Consider the following 16,046-nt stretch of genomic DNA (forward strand, 5'->3'; position numbering starts at 1 on the left):
AACCGTGGACGATTTATTGCCAGAGTTATGTGATCAGTTTCCAGAGTTAGTCCAGGTTGTAGAGCCGATGTTTGCCAACTTTGGTGGACGTGAAGCTTTTGGTGGTGAAATTGTCACCATTAAAGCCTATGAAGATAATTCGCTGGTGCGTGAGCAGGTTGCACAGCCAGGACAGGGTAAAGTACTGGTCGTTGATGGTGGGGCGTCTATGCGTCGTGCCATGCTGGGTGACATGTTGGCTGAAAAAGCGGAAAAAAATGGTTGGGAAGGTATCATCATTTACGGCTGTATTCGTGATGTGAACGCGATAGGTCAGTTGGATCTGGGGGTTCAGGCACTGGGATCTCACCCGATGAAAACCGATAAACGTGGCCTGGGTGATCTGAATGTACCCCTGACCTTTGGTGGTGTGACCTTTACCCCAGGGCAGTATGTCTATGCCGATAACAATGGTGTACTGGTATCACCGGAGAAGCTTGAATTAACGGATGCATGATTTAATCTCCATTACCCATGGCCTTGCTGATGAGTCAAACTGAACACTGGCTCAATTCAGAGTGTTTGCTGGCACTGCTCAAAGGAAGGCCAGAGGGTATCAGCGAATATGCGCTGTTAAAGCTATTGCACCAGGAAGGGCATATCAATCTGGAGGCGGATAGCTTTCATGATCTGGTGAAGCTGTTCCGCATGCATTTTTTGCTGTTTCATCGTCTGTACCACTTACGCGATGAATTGCATGCTGAAGCGCGTGGATCACTGAGCATACGGGCCTTATCGATACGTCTGCTACCCTATGCTGCAAGTCAGCATGGGTTAGTAGCAGACGACCCGTTACATCGTTATTACCTGGATTTGCAGAATCTCGAAAACGACGCCAGTGAAGCGATGTTGGAATCCATGCTGTCCGGATTCTGGTCAGCGCTGAAAATCCCCGCAGACGCTAGTGCACAGCAGCAGGCCTTGCAGTTGCTGGAATTGGATGCCAGCGCATCCGACAAGCAAATCAAGCAGGCCTGGCGGCGACTGGCAATGCGCCATCATCCGGATCGCGGGGGTGATGAAGAAACCATCAAACAGCTGAATCAGGCGGTATCACTGCTCTTGCCGGGGCGCTGATTAGCATCGCTACAAATAAACCACTCAACACAACAGGAAAACGCATGCCAAAACTGGTCAAATTCATTATTACACTGGTGTCCCTCGGTCTGATTGGCTGGGTGATGTGGACCTTTCTGGGAGTAAAACCTATTTCCAAGGACTTGAGCGTTATTGGTCAGGGCAGTCCTGTGGTGGTGCTGGTGTATGAAAGTTATGCCCCGGCCGGTATGGATGCGATGGAGCGATTGAATCAGGTGCGTTCGGACTACGAGCCCAACATCAAATTTCGTGTAGCCCATCTGGGTACCCCCGAAGGAGATGTGTTTGTGCGTCGGCATGAGGCGTTCGATGGTGTGATAGTATTATTTGATGCAGCGGGAGAGGTGATTAGAGTGACCACAGTGCCGTCGCAGATCGATCAATTGCGCCGCGAGTTAGAGCGCTTGCGCTAAGCAGCGCATGAGGTAGTTGCTGAACCCGCTGAGATGGATCATAATCAACAGCAATTGTAGTTGTATTCTGCTTGGGGTCCAAGACTAGACCATCTTACTCGACTCAAGCTTGTTTCTATTATGTAAATATATACCAGCATGGCCATCCGAAGAGGGTGGCCTTGTTTTTTTAGCGGAGATAAAAATGTCAGAACTGCCCCCGATCAAAGTAACCGAGCTGGATATTGACAGGCTGGAGGGGATGCTTGATAAAACACCCTATCGGGGTGATGCCCGCTATGACAGCTTGCGTGAAGAGCTGGCCAGGGCCATCGTGGTTAAGGCGGATGAGATGCCTGATGACGTGGTGCGGATGAATTCGACGGTCACCTTTGAAGTGGAGGAGAGTGGTCGCCAGTTTCACCTGACGCTCTGTTATCCGCATGAGATAAAAGGCCAGCCTGAAACCCTGTCAATCTTTGCACCTATCGGTAGTGCGTTGCTGGGCTTGTCTGTTGGTCAGCGTATCGACTGGGAGTTGCCGGATACCAAGCACCGCCATGTTAAAATTATTAAGGTAGAAAACCCGCAACCGAGCAATTGAGGGCACCGGCGTGTACGACTTACTGATCTTTGACTGGGACGGTACCATTATCGATTCTGAGGCCAGTATTATTGGCAGTATGCAGTCGGCCGCGCTGGATCTGAGTATCGACATACCCGATGATGCGGCGGTAAGAAACATCATCGGGCTGGGTTTGCCTGAAGCGATCCGTATGTTGTTTCCTGACCAGGACGATGCCTTTGTGCTGACAATGCGTGAACGTTACGTACAACACTTTTTGTCAGCCGATCCAACCCGGTCGAGCTTGTTTCCGGGTGTCAGGGATACGCTTGAAAACCTGCATCGCGAAGGGTTTCGTCTGGCTGTTGCCACCGGAAAAAGTCGTCGGGGGCTGGATCGAGTGCTATCCGACACTGGATTGGCGCCGCTATTCGAGATCACCAAATGTGCTGATGAAACTGCATCCAAGCCTGATCCCTATATGCTTGAAGAGATCCTCTTGGTCACGGATATCGATCCTCGACGCGCGTTGATGATCGGCGATACCGAGTATGATCTTGAAATGGGGCAGCGTGCCGGTATTGATACAGTGGCTGTCAGTTACGGTGCACACCATATCGATCGTTTGACGCGTTGGAATCCGGTACTGGAAGTGCATCAGTTTGCGGAACTTGGAAGCTGGTTGTTACGTCATAAAGCCAACTGATTAATCGTTTTAAGGAGTGATACGTGAGCAATAATCATTGGGATGATCCGGAACGCAAAGACGCTCCCCCTGAGTGGCTGTCTGATGAGCCCAGGGCGGATGCCAAGGTTAAGCAGGCGCTGGATAAAGCATCTGCACAGACTGAGAAGAGTAAAGAGTGGCGATTGATTGAAAAGATCGTCTCCAGTCTGAATGTAGAGCAGCGCCGTTCAAGACGCTGGGGTATTTTCTTCAAGTCATTAACCTTTATTTACCTGTTTGCACTGTTGGCATTATTTTTTATGGGCCGCGATCTTAGCGGTGCCAAAGAGGCGGTTGATCGGCAGCCGCATGTTGCTCTTATTGAGTTACGGGGTGTCATTGCCGATGGCGCGGATGCCAGTGCGGATAATATTATTACCGCGCTTCGCCGAGCCTTTTCATCAAATCAGAGCCGGGCCGTGATTCTTCGCATCAACAGTCCGGGAGGCAGCCCGGTTCAGGCTGGCTATATCAATGATGAAATCAATCGGTTAAAGGTGCTGCACCCAAGTAAAAAAGTCTATGCGGTGATTACTGATATAGGTGCGTCCGGTGGTTATTACGTGGCCGTTGCGGCGGATGAGATTTATGCAGATAAGGCCAGCCTGGTCGGCTCCATCGGGGTGACTGCATCCGGTTTCGGTTTTGTTGATCTGATTGAAAAAATGGGTATTGAGCGTCGCATTATGACCTCGGGAGAGAATAAAGCTTTCCTGGATCCGTTCAGTCCTCAGCGAGACGATGAAACCGAGTTTTGGGGATCTGTACTGGAAACAACGCACCAGCAGTTTATCAGCGAAGTTAAGCAGGGTCGTGGAGAGCGTTTGTCTGATGAGGCGCGTTTGTTTACTGGGCTGGTCTGGAGCGGCGAACAAGCGCTGGAGCTGGGATTGATTGATGGGTTGGGTAGCTCCAGTTATGTTGCCCGCGAGCTGGTTCAAATCGATCGTCTGGTAGATTACACCTATCAGCCATCCTCCTTTGACCGGCTGGTTGATCGCCTGGGTGTGTCCTTTGCCAAGCACCTTTCTACGCAAATGGGAGAGTACTGGTCACCGCGCTTGCAGTGACCGGTTAGTGCTTTCGTTAGTGCTTTCGTTAGTACTATCGGTACTACTATCGGTACTACAGGACCTCAATACCTTCCTGTTCCAGCATACGTACCAGGCGTATCAGTGGCAGGCCAATCAGGGTATTGGGGTCATCACCTTCAAGTTTGTCAAACAACACAATGCCTAACGCCTCTGACTTGAAACTGCCCGCACAATTGAAAGGCTGTTCGCGTTCAAGGTAGCGATCTATGATGCTGTCGCTGAGCTGGCGAAAGTACACCTTATAAGGAACAACCTCCGTCTGTACCTGCTGGGTTTCGGTATTGTACAGGCTCAATCCTGTCAGGAAGGTGACGCAGCGACCCGAGGCGTGTTGTAACTGCTCCATCGCTTTGGCTTTAGTGCCGGGTTTGCCGATAATCAGGCCGTCGAGCACGGCAACCTGATCTGAGCCTATAATCAGTGCATTGTGAAAGTGATCTGCCAGAGAGCGGGCTTTGCTTTCAGCCAGTCGTGCGACCAGTGCTTCGGGCGATTCAGTGGGCAGGGGTGTTTCATCGACATCGGGTTTTTTGCTGCGATAAGCAAAACCGAGCTTATCCAGGATTTCGCGACGGTAGGGGGAACTGGATGCTAAAATGAGGGTTTTGTCCATTTTTTGGCCTTTTACAGAGGGTATTCAGGGTTCTGGCTATAGTATCGACATTTTTCTTGAATGAAACCCCTGAATCCCTTTGACAGACGGCATCGCAATGCCTAGAATTGCGCGCTTATGTCGAACGGTCCATTACCGAAAAAAGCTGATCCGCGCAAACTTGCTGAGCGGGAAGCGCAGATTACTGGCATCGCTGAAATTTCAGCGATGCCTCGCCTTGCTTCTTTTTTATGTAGCGAGCAGGGCACAGTAAACGTAACGTTGAGTTTTGCAGTAGATGAACAACATCTGCGCACTGTATCAGGCAAAGCCAGAGGTCAGGTATTGATGACCTGTCAGCGTTGCCTTGAGCCAGTGAGCATTGATGTCAGGGCCGATGTAAATCTGGCCGTGGTTCTCAATGATGAGCAGGCCAGAAACCTGCCGCGGTACTACGACCCGCTACTCGTTGAAGACGACGATGTGGAGTTGTTGCCGATCGTAGAGGATGAATTGATTCTGAGCTTGCCCTCCGTGCCTATGCACGAGGACTGTTCAGTCAAAACATCCTGGGGCGATAGTGGAACAGTTCGTCTTCAGCAAGAAAAACCTAACCCTTTCAGTGTGCTGGCCTCGCTAAAAGACAAGACCAGCAAGCGTTAAACCAGGAGCTATATACCATGGCAGTACAGCAGAACAAAAAATCCCGCTCAAGACGTGATATGCGTCGTTCACACGATGCGCTGAGCGGTCCAACTCTGGCAGTTGATGCAACTACCGGTGAAACACACCGTCGTCACCACGTGACTGAAGATGGTTTCTACCGTGGCCGTCAGGTTATCAACAAGCAAGACGAAGAGTAAGCTTGTCTGAACACCTTTGCATTGCCGTAGATGCAATGGGCGGGGACTTCGGTCCCCGCGTTACTGTTCCTGCCTGTGTTAATCTGTTAAAACAGCAACCCCAGCTCACTATCTTGCTGGTGGGCGATAAAGCTCAGATAGAGCCGTTATTGTTACGCTGCCCGGCTTATCTCGCCAGTCGTATTACCCTTATTCATACCACTTCCGTCATTACCATGAATGACAAGCCTTCCTATGCCTTACGCCACCTTCGGGACTCGTCTATGTACCTGGCGCTGGAGTTGGTGCGTGATGGCAAGGCCTCGGCTTGTGTCAGTGCGGGCAATACCGGTGCCTTGATGATGCTGGGCTGTACGCTGTTGCGCACGCTTCCGGGTATTGACCGTCCAGCCATCATCAGTGCCATTCCTACCCAGCAGGATCATTGTTATCTGCTGGATCTGGGGGCGAATGTGAATTGCAGTGCTGAGCACCTGTTGCAGTTTGCGCTGATGGGGTCAGCCATGGTCGCCGCGGTTGAGGGTAAGCCCGCTCCACGCGTCGGTTTGTTGAATATTGGCAGTGAAGAAATTAAGGGTAACGAGCAGGTCAAGCTGGCTTCGCGTCTGATTCAGGAGCATGGCAGCCTGAACTATATTGGTTTTATCGAAGGTGACGAAGTCTTCAGTGATCGTGCCGATGTGATCGTGTGTGATGGCTTTACCGGCAATATCGCCCTTAAAAGCAGTGAAGGTCTGGCGCGCCTGATTGCGGGTAAGTTACGTAAGAGCTTCACCCGGAATTTATATTGGCGACTGCTCGGTGTGCTGGCACAACCGGTACTGAAAGAGTTGCAGCAGCAGATAGACCCGGGTCGTCGCAATGGTGCAAGTTTGCTCGGTCTTCAGGGTGTGGTTGTTAAGAGCCATGGTGGTGCTGGTCGGCGTCACTTTGAAGCCGCACTGTCACAGGCTGTAACCGATGCTCGGTTGAATGTACCCTCGCGAATTGTTGAGCAACTGGAGCAACAGTTGCAGCAACAGCCTACCTGAACGTTTAACTCGGCTCACAATGTTGTACACTATGTCTTTTTAAAGCCGGAGCTATAATCGGCTGTTCATCTCTGATCTGTTGTTACGAGGATTCTATGTCGCAAGCACTGGCTTTTGTGTTTCCCGGGCAAGGCTCTCAACAGGTAGGTATGTTGTCTGAACTGGCAGCCGCTCACCCTGTTATAGAAGAGACTTTTGCAGAGGCTTCAACGGCGTTGGGCTATGATTTGTGGGAGTTGGTTCAGTCTGGACCAGAAGAGCAACTTAATTCTACCGAAATAACCCAGCCTGCGCTGTTAACCGCCAGTGTTGCGCTTTGGCGTCTCTGGGTGCAGCAGGGTGGTGCTACGCCAGCCGTGATGGCTGGACATAGCCTGGGTGAATACTCGGCACTGGTTTGTGCCGGCGCTATGTCACTTGAGGCCGGCGTAAAGCTGGTTAAGCTACGTGGTGAATTGATGCAGCAGGCTGTTCCATTCGGCACAGGTGCCATGGCGGCGATACTGGGGTTGGATGATGCCTCGGTCAAAGCAGCTTGTGAGCTGGCGGCTGAAGGTGATGTGGTCGCACCGGTTAACTACAATTGCCCTGGGCAGGTCGTTATCGCGGGTGAAAAATTAGCTGTGGAGCGTGCGATGATGGCCTGTAAATCCGCGGGTGCCAAACGCGCTATTGCCCTGCCGGTCAGTGTGCCTTCCCATTGCAGCCTGATGAAACCAGTGGCTGAAGATATGGCCGCGGCTTTGTCATCGGTCGAACTGGTTTTGCCAGCCGTGCCGGTAGTGCAGAATGTGACAGCGCAGTTGGTCAGTTCGGTTGAAAGTCTGCGTCAGAATCTTGTTGAGCAGCTGTACAGTCCGGTGTTGTGGACCGACTCGGTAACAGCGATGGCTGACCAAGGGGTGCAGATTACCATTGAGTGCGGTCCTGGTAAGGTGCTGTCCGGACTGAATAAGAAGATTAATAAATCACTTGAGGTCGTCTCTTTGGCTGATGTAGTGAGTTTTGAGAAAGCATTGAGCCTAATCTAAACAATGGATTCAGGGAGTCTTATGAGTATTGAAGGTAAAGTGGCGCTGGTGACTGGCGCAACACGTGGAATTGGCAAGGCCATTGCTGAAAACCTGGCGGCACAGGGGGCTGTGGTAGTTGGTACTGCAACCAGTGAGAACGGCGCTGCCGCAATCAGCAGTTACCTGTTGGCCGTTGAGAATCCAGGCTGTGGCCTGGTGTTGGACGTGGCCAGTCCAGAGTCCATTGATGCCGTATTAAAAGAGGTCACCACTCGCTTCGGTGCTGTGGAAATCCTGGTCAACAATGCTGGTATCACCCGCGACAATCTTATGATGCGGATGAAAGATGATGAGTGGGATGCCGTTATCAATACTAACTTGAGTGCTAACTTCCGTTTGGCAAAAAGCTGCCTGCGCGGGATGACTAAAGCGCGCTGGGGACGTATCATTAGCATCAGCTCAGTGGTAGCCTCAATGGGTAATGCTGGTCAGGCTAATTATGCGGCAGCGAAAGCTGGGCTTGAAGGTTTTTCGCGGGCTTTGGCGCGTGAGATTGCAACCCGCAATATTACTGTAAATTGTGTTGCTCCTGGTTTTATCGATACTGATATGACCTCTGGCCTGGCTGAAGAGCACAAGACTGTTTTGCAGGGGCAGATTCCAATGGCGCGCCTGGGCGAGCCTGAAGAAGTTGCCGCTGTTGTCGGCTTCCTCGCCAGTGAGGGTGGAAGCTACGTAACAGGTGAAACTATCCATGTCAATGGTGGCATGTATATGGCCTGAATCAGTAAATTGGCAACAAAGAATTGTTTTTTGTGCTGATATGTTGATAATTGTCCGTCAGCAATAACTAAATCGGTCGACATGCTTGCTAGTGTGTCATTGGTTCTAATAAAATTGCGTCTCGCATCCTGGGATGTGATGGTGTCTACAAGTATATAGGAAGAGATATGAGTAATATTGAAGAGCGCGTTAAGAAAATCATCGCTGAGCAGCTGGGTGTTAAAGAAGAAGAGGTGGTCAACAGTGCCTCCTTCGTTGAAGACCTGGGTGCAGACTCGCTCGACACCGTTGAGCTGGTGATGGCACTGGAAGAAGAATTCGAAACTGAAATCCCCGACGAGGAAGCTGAAAAAATCACTACCGTTCAGCTGGCGATCGATTACATCAACGCACACCAGTAATCAGTCAGTCTCTGAGGTTTAGTTGAAAAGCCGCACCTATATAATCCTTATATAGTGCGGCTTTTCTATTAATGGCCTGAATTTCTGGAGGAACAGATGTCTCGCAAAAAAGTGGTTGTAACCGGCTTGGGTCTGTTAACACCGGTTGGTAACACTGTAAAAGAGGCGTGGGACAGTATTCTAGCCGGTAAAAGTGGAGCTCGAAATATCGAGCATTTTGATGCGTCTGCGTTTGCTACTCGCTTCTCTGCACCTATTCAAGCGTTTGATCTGGAACCCTATATGAGCGTCAAGGAAGCACGCAAAATGGATCTGTTCATTCAATATGGCATGGTAGCAGCTATCCAGGCGGTGCAAGATGCCGGGCTGGAAGTCACTGAAGAGAATGCGCCCCGTATCGGTTGTGCTATCGGCTCAGGTATTGGCGGTTTGCCAATGATTGAAAATACGCACAATATTTTGAATGCATCGGGGCCACGTAAAGTATCACCATTTTTTGTGCCTGGCAGCATCATCAACATGATTGCTGGCAACCTGGCCATCAAGTATGGTTTTCGGGGGCCGAATATAGCGATTACTACCGCCTGTACCTCAGGCACGCATAATATTGGCCATGCCATGCGTATGATTCAATACGGTGACGCCGATATCATGATTGCCGGTGGTGCTGAAATGGCCACGACGCCTTTGGGGATTGCTGGCTTTTCGGCGGCGCGTGCGTTATCAACGCGTAATGATGATCCTCAGGCCGCGAGTCGTCCCTGGGATAAAGAGCGCGATGGTTTTGTGCTAGGTGAAGGTGCCGGTATTCTGGTGCTGGAATCCTACGAGAGCGCCAAGGCGCGCGGTGCGCATATTTATTGTGAGATATCCGGTTTCGGTATGAGCGATGACGCATTTCACATGACCGCGCCACCAGAAAATGGTGCCGGTGCGGCCTTGTCGATGACTAATGCGATGCGTGATGCCGGTATGAATCCGGAGGAGCTGCACTACATTAATGCTCATGGCACATCGACTCCGGCAGGTGATATAGCTGAATCCAATGCCGCTAAACTGGTGTTAGGTAACGCCGCCAAGCAGGTACGCATGAGTTCCACCAAGTCGATGATCGGACATCTGCTCGGTGCAGCCGGTGCCGTGGAAGCGGCTTTCTGTGTGTTAGCGATCCGGGATCAGGTGGCTCCGCCAACGATCAATCTGGATAATCCGTCTGAGGGATGCGACCTGAATTATGTCGCACATCAAGCGCAAACATGCAAAATTGATGCAGCCATGTCTAACTCGTTTGGTTTTGGTGGCACCAACGGTACACTGATTTTCAGTCGACTCTGAAAATTAATCCGAGCGGGGGCAGCGCCATCCTTGGCGCTATATGCCGCGAGCGCATGGACGCGCAAGCGGCGCAAGGACTTAAGCAGCGCAGATACCTATGGCAGAAAATAATACCGCTTTGGTTAATGGCAAGCCCGCTGTAACGCTATCCTTTCTGGATCGAGGGCTCAGCTATGGCCAGGGGCTTTTCGAGACCTTACGCATTGCCGGTGGCAAACCCTTGTTGTGGGAAGCGCACCTGCAACGACTGTTGCGTGGCTGCCAGCGCCTGCATATACCTACGGAGGGGCTGCAAACCGCCCTGCAGGACGATCTTGAGCAATTGCTGCCCGTAGATCAGGCCGTTCTGAAAATCCTTGTCACCGCTGGCTGTGGCGGCCGAGGCTACACCTTGCCAGGTGATATCCAGCCCACTCGAATCCTTCAACAACTACCACTCCCAGACTATAGCGACAATCCGGCCTTGCAGGGTATTCAGGCACGCTGGTGCAGCTTGCAACTGGCCTGTGCTCCGACACTTGCTGGTATCAAACACCTGAACCGTCTCGAGCAAGTGCTCGCCCGTGCTGAGTGGAGTGATCCGGCGGTGCGGGAGGGTATTGTCTGTGGTGCTGATGGCTACCTGGCTGAGGGAACCATGAGTAACCTGTTTTTGGTGTATGATGGCCGCTTGCTGACGCCGGATCTTTCTCAGTATGGTATTGCCGGTATTATGCGTAATTATCTGATTGAATTGGCTGCCAGTGTGGGAATCAAAGCTGAAACGGGCCAGTATAGCCGCACAGAACTCCTGGCTGCCGATGAGGTGTTTTTTTGTAACAGCTTAATCGGCATCTGGCCTCTGGCACAGTTAGATGATCAGACTTTTATACCTGGACCGGTTACCCGAAGGCTCCAGGGTTTGCTGAAAGAGAATTATTGTTAATGTTAAAAAAACTCTTGTTGTTTGTATTTGTGTCGATAGCGTTGGTGCTTGCCGCCGCTTGGTACGTTTATGATGATTTTGAAAAGAGCCTGCATCAGCCATTACCCCTGGAAGCCGATCAGGTGATCACTGTGCCGTCTGGTAGCAGCTTTCAGCAGCTGATGCGCCGTTTTGAGACGGCTGGATGGATCAGGAACGCGGATCTGATGCGTCTTTATACCCGCATACATCCAGACATCACTGCTATCCGTGCGGGCGAGTATGCCATAGCACCCGGAAGCAGCCTGCTGGATGTTATCGATCAAATAAACCGTGGTGACGTTATACGCTATTATTTCACCTTGATCGAAGGGAGTACCTTCAAACAGATCCGTGCGGGCCTGGCAGCGGATGAGCGGATTGAATCAACTCTGTCTGACCGCAGTGAAGCGGAGATCATGGCGATGCTGGGTGCTGAGGCTGATCAGCCAGCTGAAGGGCTGTTTCTGGCTGAAACCTATCAGTTTCAGCGTGGCGCCAAAGACATAGATATACTGCGTCGGGCATACAATGACCTGAACGGATTTCTTGAGCAGCAATGGCAGGCGCGTGATGAATCGCTGCCCTATGATAATGCCTATGAAGCTCTGATCATGGCATCGATTATTGAAAAGGAAACCGGGGTGCCGGATGAGCGTAGCCGTATTGCCGGTGTGTTTGTTCGTCGGCTTAATATCGGCATGCGTTTGCAGACAGACCCAACCGTTATTTACGGTATGGGGGATCGTTATGAGGGTCGTATTCGTCGCTCAGACCTGCAGCAGCCCACTCCCTGGAATACCTACACTATTGATGGCTTACCGCCTACGCCCATTGCGATGGTAGGGCGTGAAGCGATAGTGGCGGCCTTCAACCCGTTGGAGGGTAATGAGCTGTACTTTGTCGCACGTGGTGATGGTACACATCATTTTTCAGCGACACTGCGTGAGCATAATAATGCCGTTAACCGTTATCAGCGTAATCGCCGCAGTGATTACCGTTCATCACCAGCCGTTGAGAGTGAACAATGAAAGGTTGTTTCATTACCCTGGAAGGCGTTGAAGGAGTGGGTAAAACCACCAACCTGGACTATATCCATCAGCGCCTGCTGGCCGCCGGAAAAACTGTTGTGGTCACGCGCGAGCCAGGTGGTACCGCCATGGCTGAAGAGATCCGTGAATTGCTGTTGCGACAGCGCAGCGAGTCAGTATCGGAAATGGCTGAGCTGTTGTTAATGTTTGCTGCGCGTGCCCAGCACTTGCATGCGCTGATCACGCCCGCGCTAGAGCAAGGCCATTGGGTGCTGTGTGACCGGTTTACCGATGCGACCTATGCCTATCAAGGCGGCGGTCGAGGTGTTTCGCTGTCGCTGATCAGTACACTGGAAACCATGGTGCAAGCTTCTCTTCGCCCGGATCTTACTCTGTTGCTGGATCTGCCGGTTGAGCTAGGACTGCAGCGTGCTCGCAATCGCAGCACACCGGATCGTTTTGAAGCCGAAAAACAGCGGTTCTTTGAAGCGGTCAGACAGGTTTATCTGGACCGGGCGATGGCAGAACCTGAGCGCTTTGCCGTTATAGATGCATCGCTGGATCTTGAACAGGTGCAGCAGCAGATACGTGTGCAACTCAAGCAGCGCCTGGGAGTCAATCCGGTATGACCCACACGCCACTCGTTGTCCCCTGGGCTGATCCGTTGTGGAATAAGTTGGCCAGGCAGCACGCCGAATCCCGCTTGCCGCATGCGCTGCTTCTAACGGGACATACCGGTATAGGCAAGAGTGAGTTTGCCCAGGCGTTTGCGCACTTGTTGCTGTGCCATCAGCCGCTCAATCATCAACCCTGTGGCTACTGCCGAAGTTGTGAGTTGCTGAGCAGTGGTAATCACCCGGATCTGGTCTATCTGCACCCGGCTGAGGCAGGTAAGGCGATCAAGGTTGATCAGGTGCGTGAGTTGTTGCAGTTTCTGCATAATACTGCACAACAGGGTGGCTACCGTGTGGTGGTGATGGAGCCGGCCGAAAACATGAATATCAATGCGGCCAATGCCTTGCTCAAGTCACTCGAAGAGCCAGGCAATAACACCCTGCTGTTACTGGTATCGCATCAGCCGGGGCAGCTTATGCCGACTATCCGCAGTCGCTGTCAGCAGGTTGGTTTTCCCATGCCGAGTACCGAACAGTCTACGCCCTGGCTGACGCAGCAGTTGGGCATAGAGGCTGAACGGGCCGGGCAGTTGTTACGCATTACGCAGGGCGCGCCACTTAAAGCGCGCCAGCTTTACCAGACAGATCAGGTCAGCTTTAGGGCAAGCTTTGTGACCGGACTGGCTGATCTGCTCAAAGCCCGTACAACCGCAGTGACGCAGGCAGAAAAGCTATACAAGGAAGATTTGTTGCAACTTCTGGAGTGGATGCACAGTCTATTGGTAGACATTGCCCGCTTACAAGCCGATAGTGAAACCCAGAAAATCAGCAACGCCGACATGTTTAAAATGCTGAATGCCGTTGCTAAAAAGACTACAGCCGTTAAACTTTATTCATTAATTGATCAGTTACAAGCGGAACGGGTCAGTTTAATGGAACGTCACAACCCAAACCGTCAGTTGTTGCTTGAAACGCTGCTGCTTGGATGGGTTGGACTGGTTCGATAATGTAAAGGAATCTGAAAATGTCGATCGTACCCAGAATCAGTCACGGTATTCTTTCTCTGGCCATAGAGAATAAAGAAGATCTGTACAAATCGTTTATGCCGTTCGTCACGCACAGTGGTTTGTTCATACCCACCTCACGCTCGTATCAGTTGGGTGAAGAAGTATTTATGCTGCTGACTGTGATGGAAGAGCAGGAAAAGATCCCGGTTACCGGAAAGGTAATCTGGGTAACGCCCAAGGCAGCACAAGGCGGCCGAGTACCTGGTATCGGCATACAATTGACCGCCGATGATGCGCCACTGGTGCGTAAGATTGAAAACTACCTTGCCGGTGCGCTTAATAGCTCACGGCGTACTTACACTATTTAAACCTGACAGGATTAGAAACTGCCGTTATGTATGTGGACTCGCACTGCCATCTGGATCGAATCAATATAGAAAAGTTGAATACTTCACTGGCCGGGCTGGTTGATGCCGCGGTGGAGCGGGGCGTGCACAAAATGCTCTGTGTTTCTATCGATCTGGAGCAGTTTGAGCAGATGGCAACCTCAGTCGCGCCATTTTCGCAGGTTTACCTGTCGGCCGGTGTGCACCCTTTGCATGTCGATGAGCAGCCCTATGATGAACAGCGTTTACGTCAGGCAGTCAGCCGCAACAGAGTGGTGGCTATAGGCGAAACCGGGCTGGATTATTATTACTCCAAAGATCATATTGAAGCGCAACACGAGAGCTTTGCCGGACACCTGCGCCTGGCGGGTGAGCTGGGCCTGCCGGTTATAGTGCACACCCGTGATGCCCGCGAAGATACGCTGAAGCTGATCGATCAATATGGTAACCCCGAATCTGCCGGGGTATTGCACTGCTTCACTGAGTCGAAGGAGATGGCAATGGCCGCGCTGGAAATGAATTACATGATTTCCTTCTCTGGCATTATCACTTTCAAAAATGCGGAAGAGCTGCGAGAGGTTGTCCGTGCTGTACCCCTGGATAAGCTGCTGATCGAAACGGATTCACCTTACCTGGCTCCTGTACCTTATCGCGGCAAGCAGAACCAGCCAGCCTACGTGGTCGAAGTTGCTCAGTGTGTAGCGGATTTGAAGGGTGTGTCTGTAGAAGAGGTGGCAGAAGTGACACAGAATAACTTCAACCGCTTATTTTCACGGGCGCAGGGGTAAAGCCTAAGTTTGTTGCTGGGTGTCAGGCTTGCCCGGTCCTTGGGCAAGAAACCTCAGTAACCCATGTCATCATCGGTCATTGGAGTGATGCTCAACAGCATTTTGGTCAGATCCAACAGGATGATCAAAATGTTATTGTGGTAGCACACGCCCTGTACAAAGCGTTTCGCGGATTCATCACCACTCAGATTCGGCGCACGATCCACGCGGTTGGTAGGCAGATTGATAACTTCATCAACACTGTCAACCACCAGGCCGATTACTTCCTTATCATTCAGTTCCACCACGATGATTCGCGTATCATCATCATAGGGGACATCTGACATGTGGAACAGACGGCGAGTGTCTATCACTGTGACCACGTTACCACGCACATTAATGATGCCCAGTACGGAATAGTCAGCCCCTGGCACCGGGGTGATTTCGACGTAGCGTAGCACTTCCTTAACCTGCATCACATCGATGCCATACAGCTCCTGATTAACGCGAAAGGTAGCCCACTGGTGGTAGACAACTTCTTCCTCATTGGCGCGACGTGCGGCCTCATTCCGCTGCTTGTTATTCTTGGTACTTTCCTGAAGCATTTTTATTTGCTCGGCGGCGGCTTCTAAACTCATGATTAAGGATCCTTTCAGCTACCTGTTAATGGCTGTCGATTCAGAATGTGATTATCAAGGATTATAGCTTCAATAACGGCACGTAGCCATGCCAAAAATCGGGCATCCTTGTTTTATAGGCAGTTGTCCGGTTTTGGCAAGCCAGCCAGACACGCGGCCAGCTTGGCAGGACTGCCCGGAAACAGCTTCATCAAGTGAATACTACGGCCTTTATCCGCTCCCAGTTCACGACTGACCGCTTTACATAATGGTCGCATGGCTGGTGAATGCTCATAACGTTGGTAAAAGTCACGCAGCAGCCAAATAATCTCCCAGTGCTCATTGCTGAGCTCTAGGCCTTTCTCTTCAGCCAGGGCGCAGGTCAGTGCTTCTGACCAGTCCTCCAACCGCAGCAGGTAGCCCTCATCGTCGAGCAGGGAGCGAATGTCTGTTGTCATCAAAACCAACTCACTACGCGCTTGCAACCGAGTGTCAGGTTAACGAACTCAGGATCTGTGATGGCGATCACCTTGCCGGTCTCCTGAATACCACGAGCTTCCAGATCCACAGCCAGTACATGTAATTTGACTGAGTCAGGAAGCCTGTGTCGATGTGCTGGCAGGGTCAGATAAACACCGTCTTCAATCAGCAGCAGCACGTCGTCACTTGCCAGGGCGGCAAGGCAGTGAGCCAGCGTCGTGCTGTCTGAGGGGCTGGTGTTCAGGGTATGCAGTGTTTTATTCATGGT

General features: G+C 51.5%; 23 protein-coding genes. 19 read left to right on the forward strand and 4 right to left on the reverse strand.

Translation table 11 applies throughout. From position 1 onward, the window contains the following. Positions 1-4: 4 nt before the first annotated feature. The 6 genes from rraA (at position 5) to ACN0R1_RS05435 (ending at position 3,891) form a co-directional block, all read left to right on the forward strand. Positions 5-496, forward strand: a complete 492-nt coding sequence (gene rraA, locus ACN0R1_RS05410; RefSeq protein ID WP_417580700.1) for a ribonuclease E activity regulator RraA — start codon at positions 5-7, stop codon at positions 494-496. 29 nt (positions 497-525) lie between these two features. Further along, complete coding sequence (locus ACN0R1_RS05415) at positions 526-1,116, forward strand: DNA-J related domain-containing protein (RefSeq protein WP_417580702.1); 591 nt, start codon at positions 526-528, stop codon at positions 1,114-1,116. Positions 1,117-1,160: 44 nt separating this feature from the next. Further along, entirely contained in the window at positions 1,161-1,550 is a 390-nt protein-coding gene (locus ACN0R1_RS05420) for a hypothetical protein (protein WP_417580704.1), read from the forward strand. Positions 1,551-1,734: 184 nt separating this feature from the next. Beyond that, positions 1,735-2,133 (forward strand): nucleoside diphosphate kinase regulator, encoded by a 399-nt coding sequence (gene rnk / locus ACN0R1_RS05425; protein WP_417580706.1) that lies wholly within the window; start codon positions 1,735-1,737, stop codon positions 2,131-2,133. 10 nt (positions 2,134-2,143) lie between these two features. Next, positions 2,144-2,800 carry an HAD-IIIA family hydrolase gene (locus tag ACN0R1_RS05430; RefSeq protein WP_417580708.1) on the forward strand — a complete coding sequence of 219 codons (657 nt, stop codon included), beginning with the start codon at positions 2,144-2,146 and terminating at the stop codon, positions 2,798-2,800. Between the two features lie 23 nt (positions 2,801-2,823). Further along, a complete protein-coding gene (locus ACN0R1_RS05435; RefSeq protein WP_417580710.1) occupies positions 2,824-3,891 on the forward strand; it encodes a S49 family peptidase in 1,068 nt (355 codons plus the stop codon). A gap of 55 nt (positions 3,892-3,946) precedes the next feature. On the opposite strand, the gene ACN0R1_RS05440 is transcribed toward ACN0R1_RS05435, so the two are convergent. Next, on the reverse strand, positions 3,947-4,528 hold the full coding sequence (locus ACN0R1_RS05440) for a Maf family protein (RefSeq protein ID WP_417580712.1): 582 nt from the start codon (positions 4,526-4,528) through the stop codon (positions 3,947-3,949). A gap of 117 nt (positions 4,529-4,645) precedes the next feature. Here ACN0R1_RS05440 and ACN0R1_RS05445 point away from each other — a divergent pair, with 117 nt between their 5' ends. The 13 genes from ACN0R1_RS05445 to ACN0R1_RS05505 all read left to right on the forward strand — a co-directional run bounded on the left by ACN0R1_RS05445 (position 4,646) and on the right by ACN0R1_RS05505 (position 14,702). Further along, entirely contained in the window at positions 4,646-5,170 is a 525-nt protein-coding gene (locus ACN0R1_RS05445; RefSeq protein ID WP_417580714.1) for a YceD family protein, read from the forward strand. Positions 5,171-5,187: 17 nt separating this feature from the next. Further along, complete coding sequence (gene rpmF / locus ACN0R1_RS05450) at positions 5,188-5,370, forward strand: 50S ribosomal protein L32 (RefSeq protein ID WP_036521416.1); 183 nt, start codon at positions 5,188-5,190, stop codon at positions 5,368-5,370. A 2-nt stretch (positions 5,371-5,372) separates the two neighbouring features. After that, positions 5,373-6,401, forward strand: a complete 1,029-nt coding sequence (gene plsX, locus ACN0R1_RS05455; RefSeq protein WP_417580716.1) for a phosphate acyltransferase PlsX — start codon at positions 5,373-5,375, stop codon at positions 6,399-6,401. 95 nt (positions 6,402-6,496) lie between these two features. Next, positions 6,497-7,432, forward strand: coding sequence for an ACP S-malonyltransferase (gene fabD, locus ACN0R1_RS05460; protein ID WP_417580718.1), 936 nt, complete (start codon positions 6,497-6,499; stop codon positions 7,430-7,432). 21 nt (positions 7,433-7,453) lie between these two features. After that, positions 7,454-8,197, forward strand: a complete 744-nt coding sequence (fabG, locus tag ACN0R1_RS05465) for a 3-oxoacyl-ACP reductase FabG (RefSeq protein WP_417580720.1) — start codon at positions 7,454-7,456, stop codon at positions 8,195-8,197. A gap of 167 nt (positions 8,198-8,364) precedes the next feature. Beyond that, positions 8,365-8,598 carry an acyl carrier protein gene (gene acpP / locus ACN0R1_RS05470; protein ID WP_010323864.1) on the forward strand — a complete coding sequence of 78 codons (234 nt, stop codon included), beginning with the start codon at positions 8,365-8,367 and terminating at the stop codon, positions 8,596-8,598. 96 nt (positions 8,599-8,694) lie between these two features. Next, complete coding sequence (gene fabF, locus ACN0R1_RS05475; protein WP_417580722.1) at positions 8,695-9,933, forward strand: beta-ketoacyl-ACP synthase II; 1,239 nt, start codon at positions 8,695-8,697, stop codon at positions 9,931-9,933. A 97-nt stretch (positions 9,934-10,030) separates the two neighbouring features. Continuing rightward, the gene (gene pabC / locus ACN0R1_RS05480) at positions 10,031-10,858 is read left to right on the forward strand and encodes an aminodeoxychorismate lyase (protein WP_417580724.1); all 828 of its coding nucleotides are present in this window, start codon (positions 10,031-10,033) and stop codon (positions 10,856-10,858) included. Continuing rightward, positions 10,858-11,907, forward strand: a complete 1,050-nt coding sequence (gene mltG, locus ACN0R1_RS05485) for an endolytic transglycosylase MltG (protein WP_417580726.1) — start codon at positions 10,858-10,860, stop codon at positions 11,905-11,907. The genes pabC and mltG overlap by 1 nt, the downstream gene beginning before the upstream one ends. Then, positions 11,904-12,536, forward strand: coding sequence for a dTMP kinase (tmk, locus tag ACN0R1_RS05490; RefSeq protein WP_417580728.1), 633 nt, complete (start codon positions 11,904-11,906; stop codon positions 12,534-12,536). The genes mltG and tmk overlap by 4 nt, the downstream gene beginning before the upstream one ends. Next, positions 12,533-13,528, forward strand: coding sequence for a DNA polymerase III subunit delta' (locus ACN0R1_RS05495; protein ID WP_417580730.1), 996 nt, complete (start codon positions 12,533-12,535; stop codon positions 13,526-13,528). Before tmk ends, ACN0R1_RS05495 begins: the two co-directional genes overlap by 4 nt. Positions 13,529-13,539: 11 nt before the next feature. Next, positions 13,540-13,896, forward strand: a complete 357-nt coding sequence (locus ACN0R1_RS05500) for a PilZ domain-containing protein (protein ID WP_407670351.1) — start codon at positions 13,540-13,542, stop codon at positions 13,894-13,896. Between the two features lie 26 nt (positions 13,897-13,922). Beyond that, positions 13,923-14,702, forward strand: a complete 780-nt coding sequence (locus ACN0R1_RS05505; protein ID WP_417580732.1) for a TatD family hydrolase — start codon at positions 13,923-13,925, stop codon at positions 14,700-14,702. A gap of 53 nt (positions 14,703-14,755) precedes the next feature. Here ACN0R1_RS05505 and ACN0R1_RS05510 read toward each other — a convergent pair whose 3' ends face one another. The 3 genes from ACN0R1_RS05510 to tusB form a co-directional block, all read right to left on the reverse strand. Continuing rightward, entirely contained in the window at positions 14,756-15,286 is a 531-nt protein-coding gene (locus tag ACN0R1_RS05510; RefSeq protein ID WP_417580937.1) for a chemotaxis protein CheW, read from the reverse strand. A gap of 146 nt (positions 15,287-15,432) precedes the next feature. Then, the gene (locus ACN0R1_RS05515; RefSeq protein WP_417580734.1) at positions 15,433-15,756 is read right to left on the reverse strand and encodes a TusE/DsrC/DsvC family sulfur relay protein; all 324 of its coding nucleotides are present in this window, start codon (positions 15,754-15,756) and stop codon (positions 15,433-15,435) included. Further along, positions 15,756-16,043 (reverse strand): sulfurtransferase complex subunit TusB, encoded by a 288-nt coding sequence (tusB, locus tag ACN0R1_RS05520; protein WP_417580736.1) that lies wholly within the window; start codon positions 16,041-16,043, stop codon positions 15,756-15,758. Before tusB ends, ACN0R1_RS05515 begins: the two co-directional genes overlap by 1 nt. Positions 16,044-16,046: the final 3 nt, after the last annotated feature.

This window comes from Nitrincola sp. (assembly GCF_048264025.1).
Classification (GTDB): domain Bacteria; phylum Pseudomonadota; class Gammaproteobacteria; order Pseudomonadales; family Balneatricaceae; genus Nitrincola.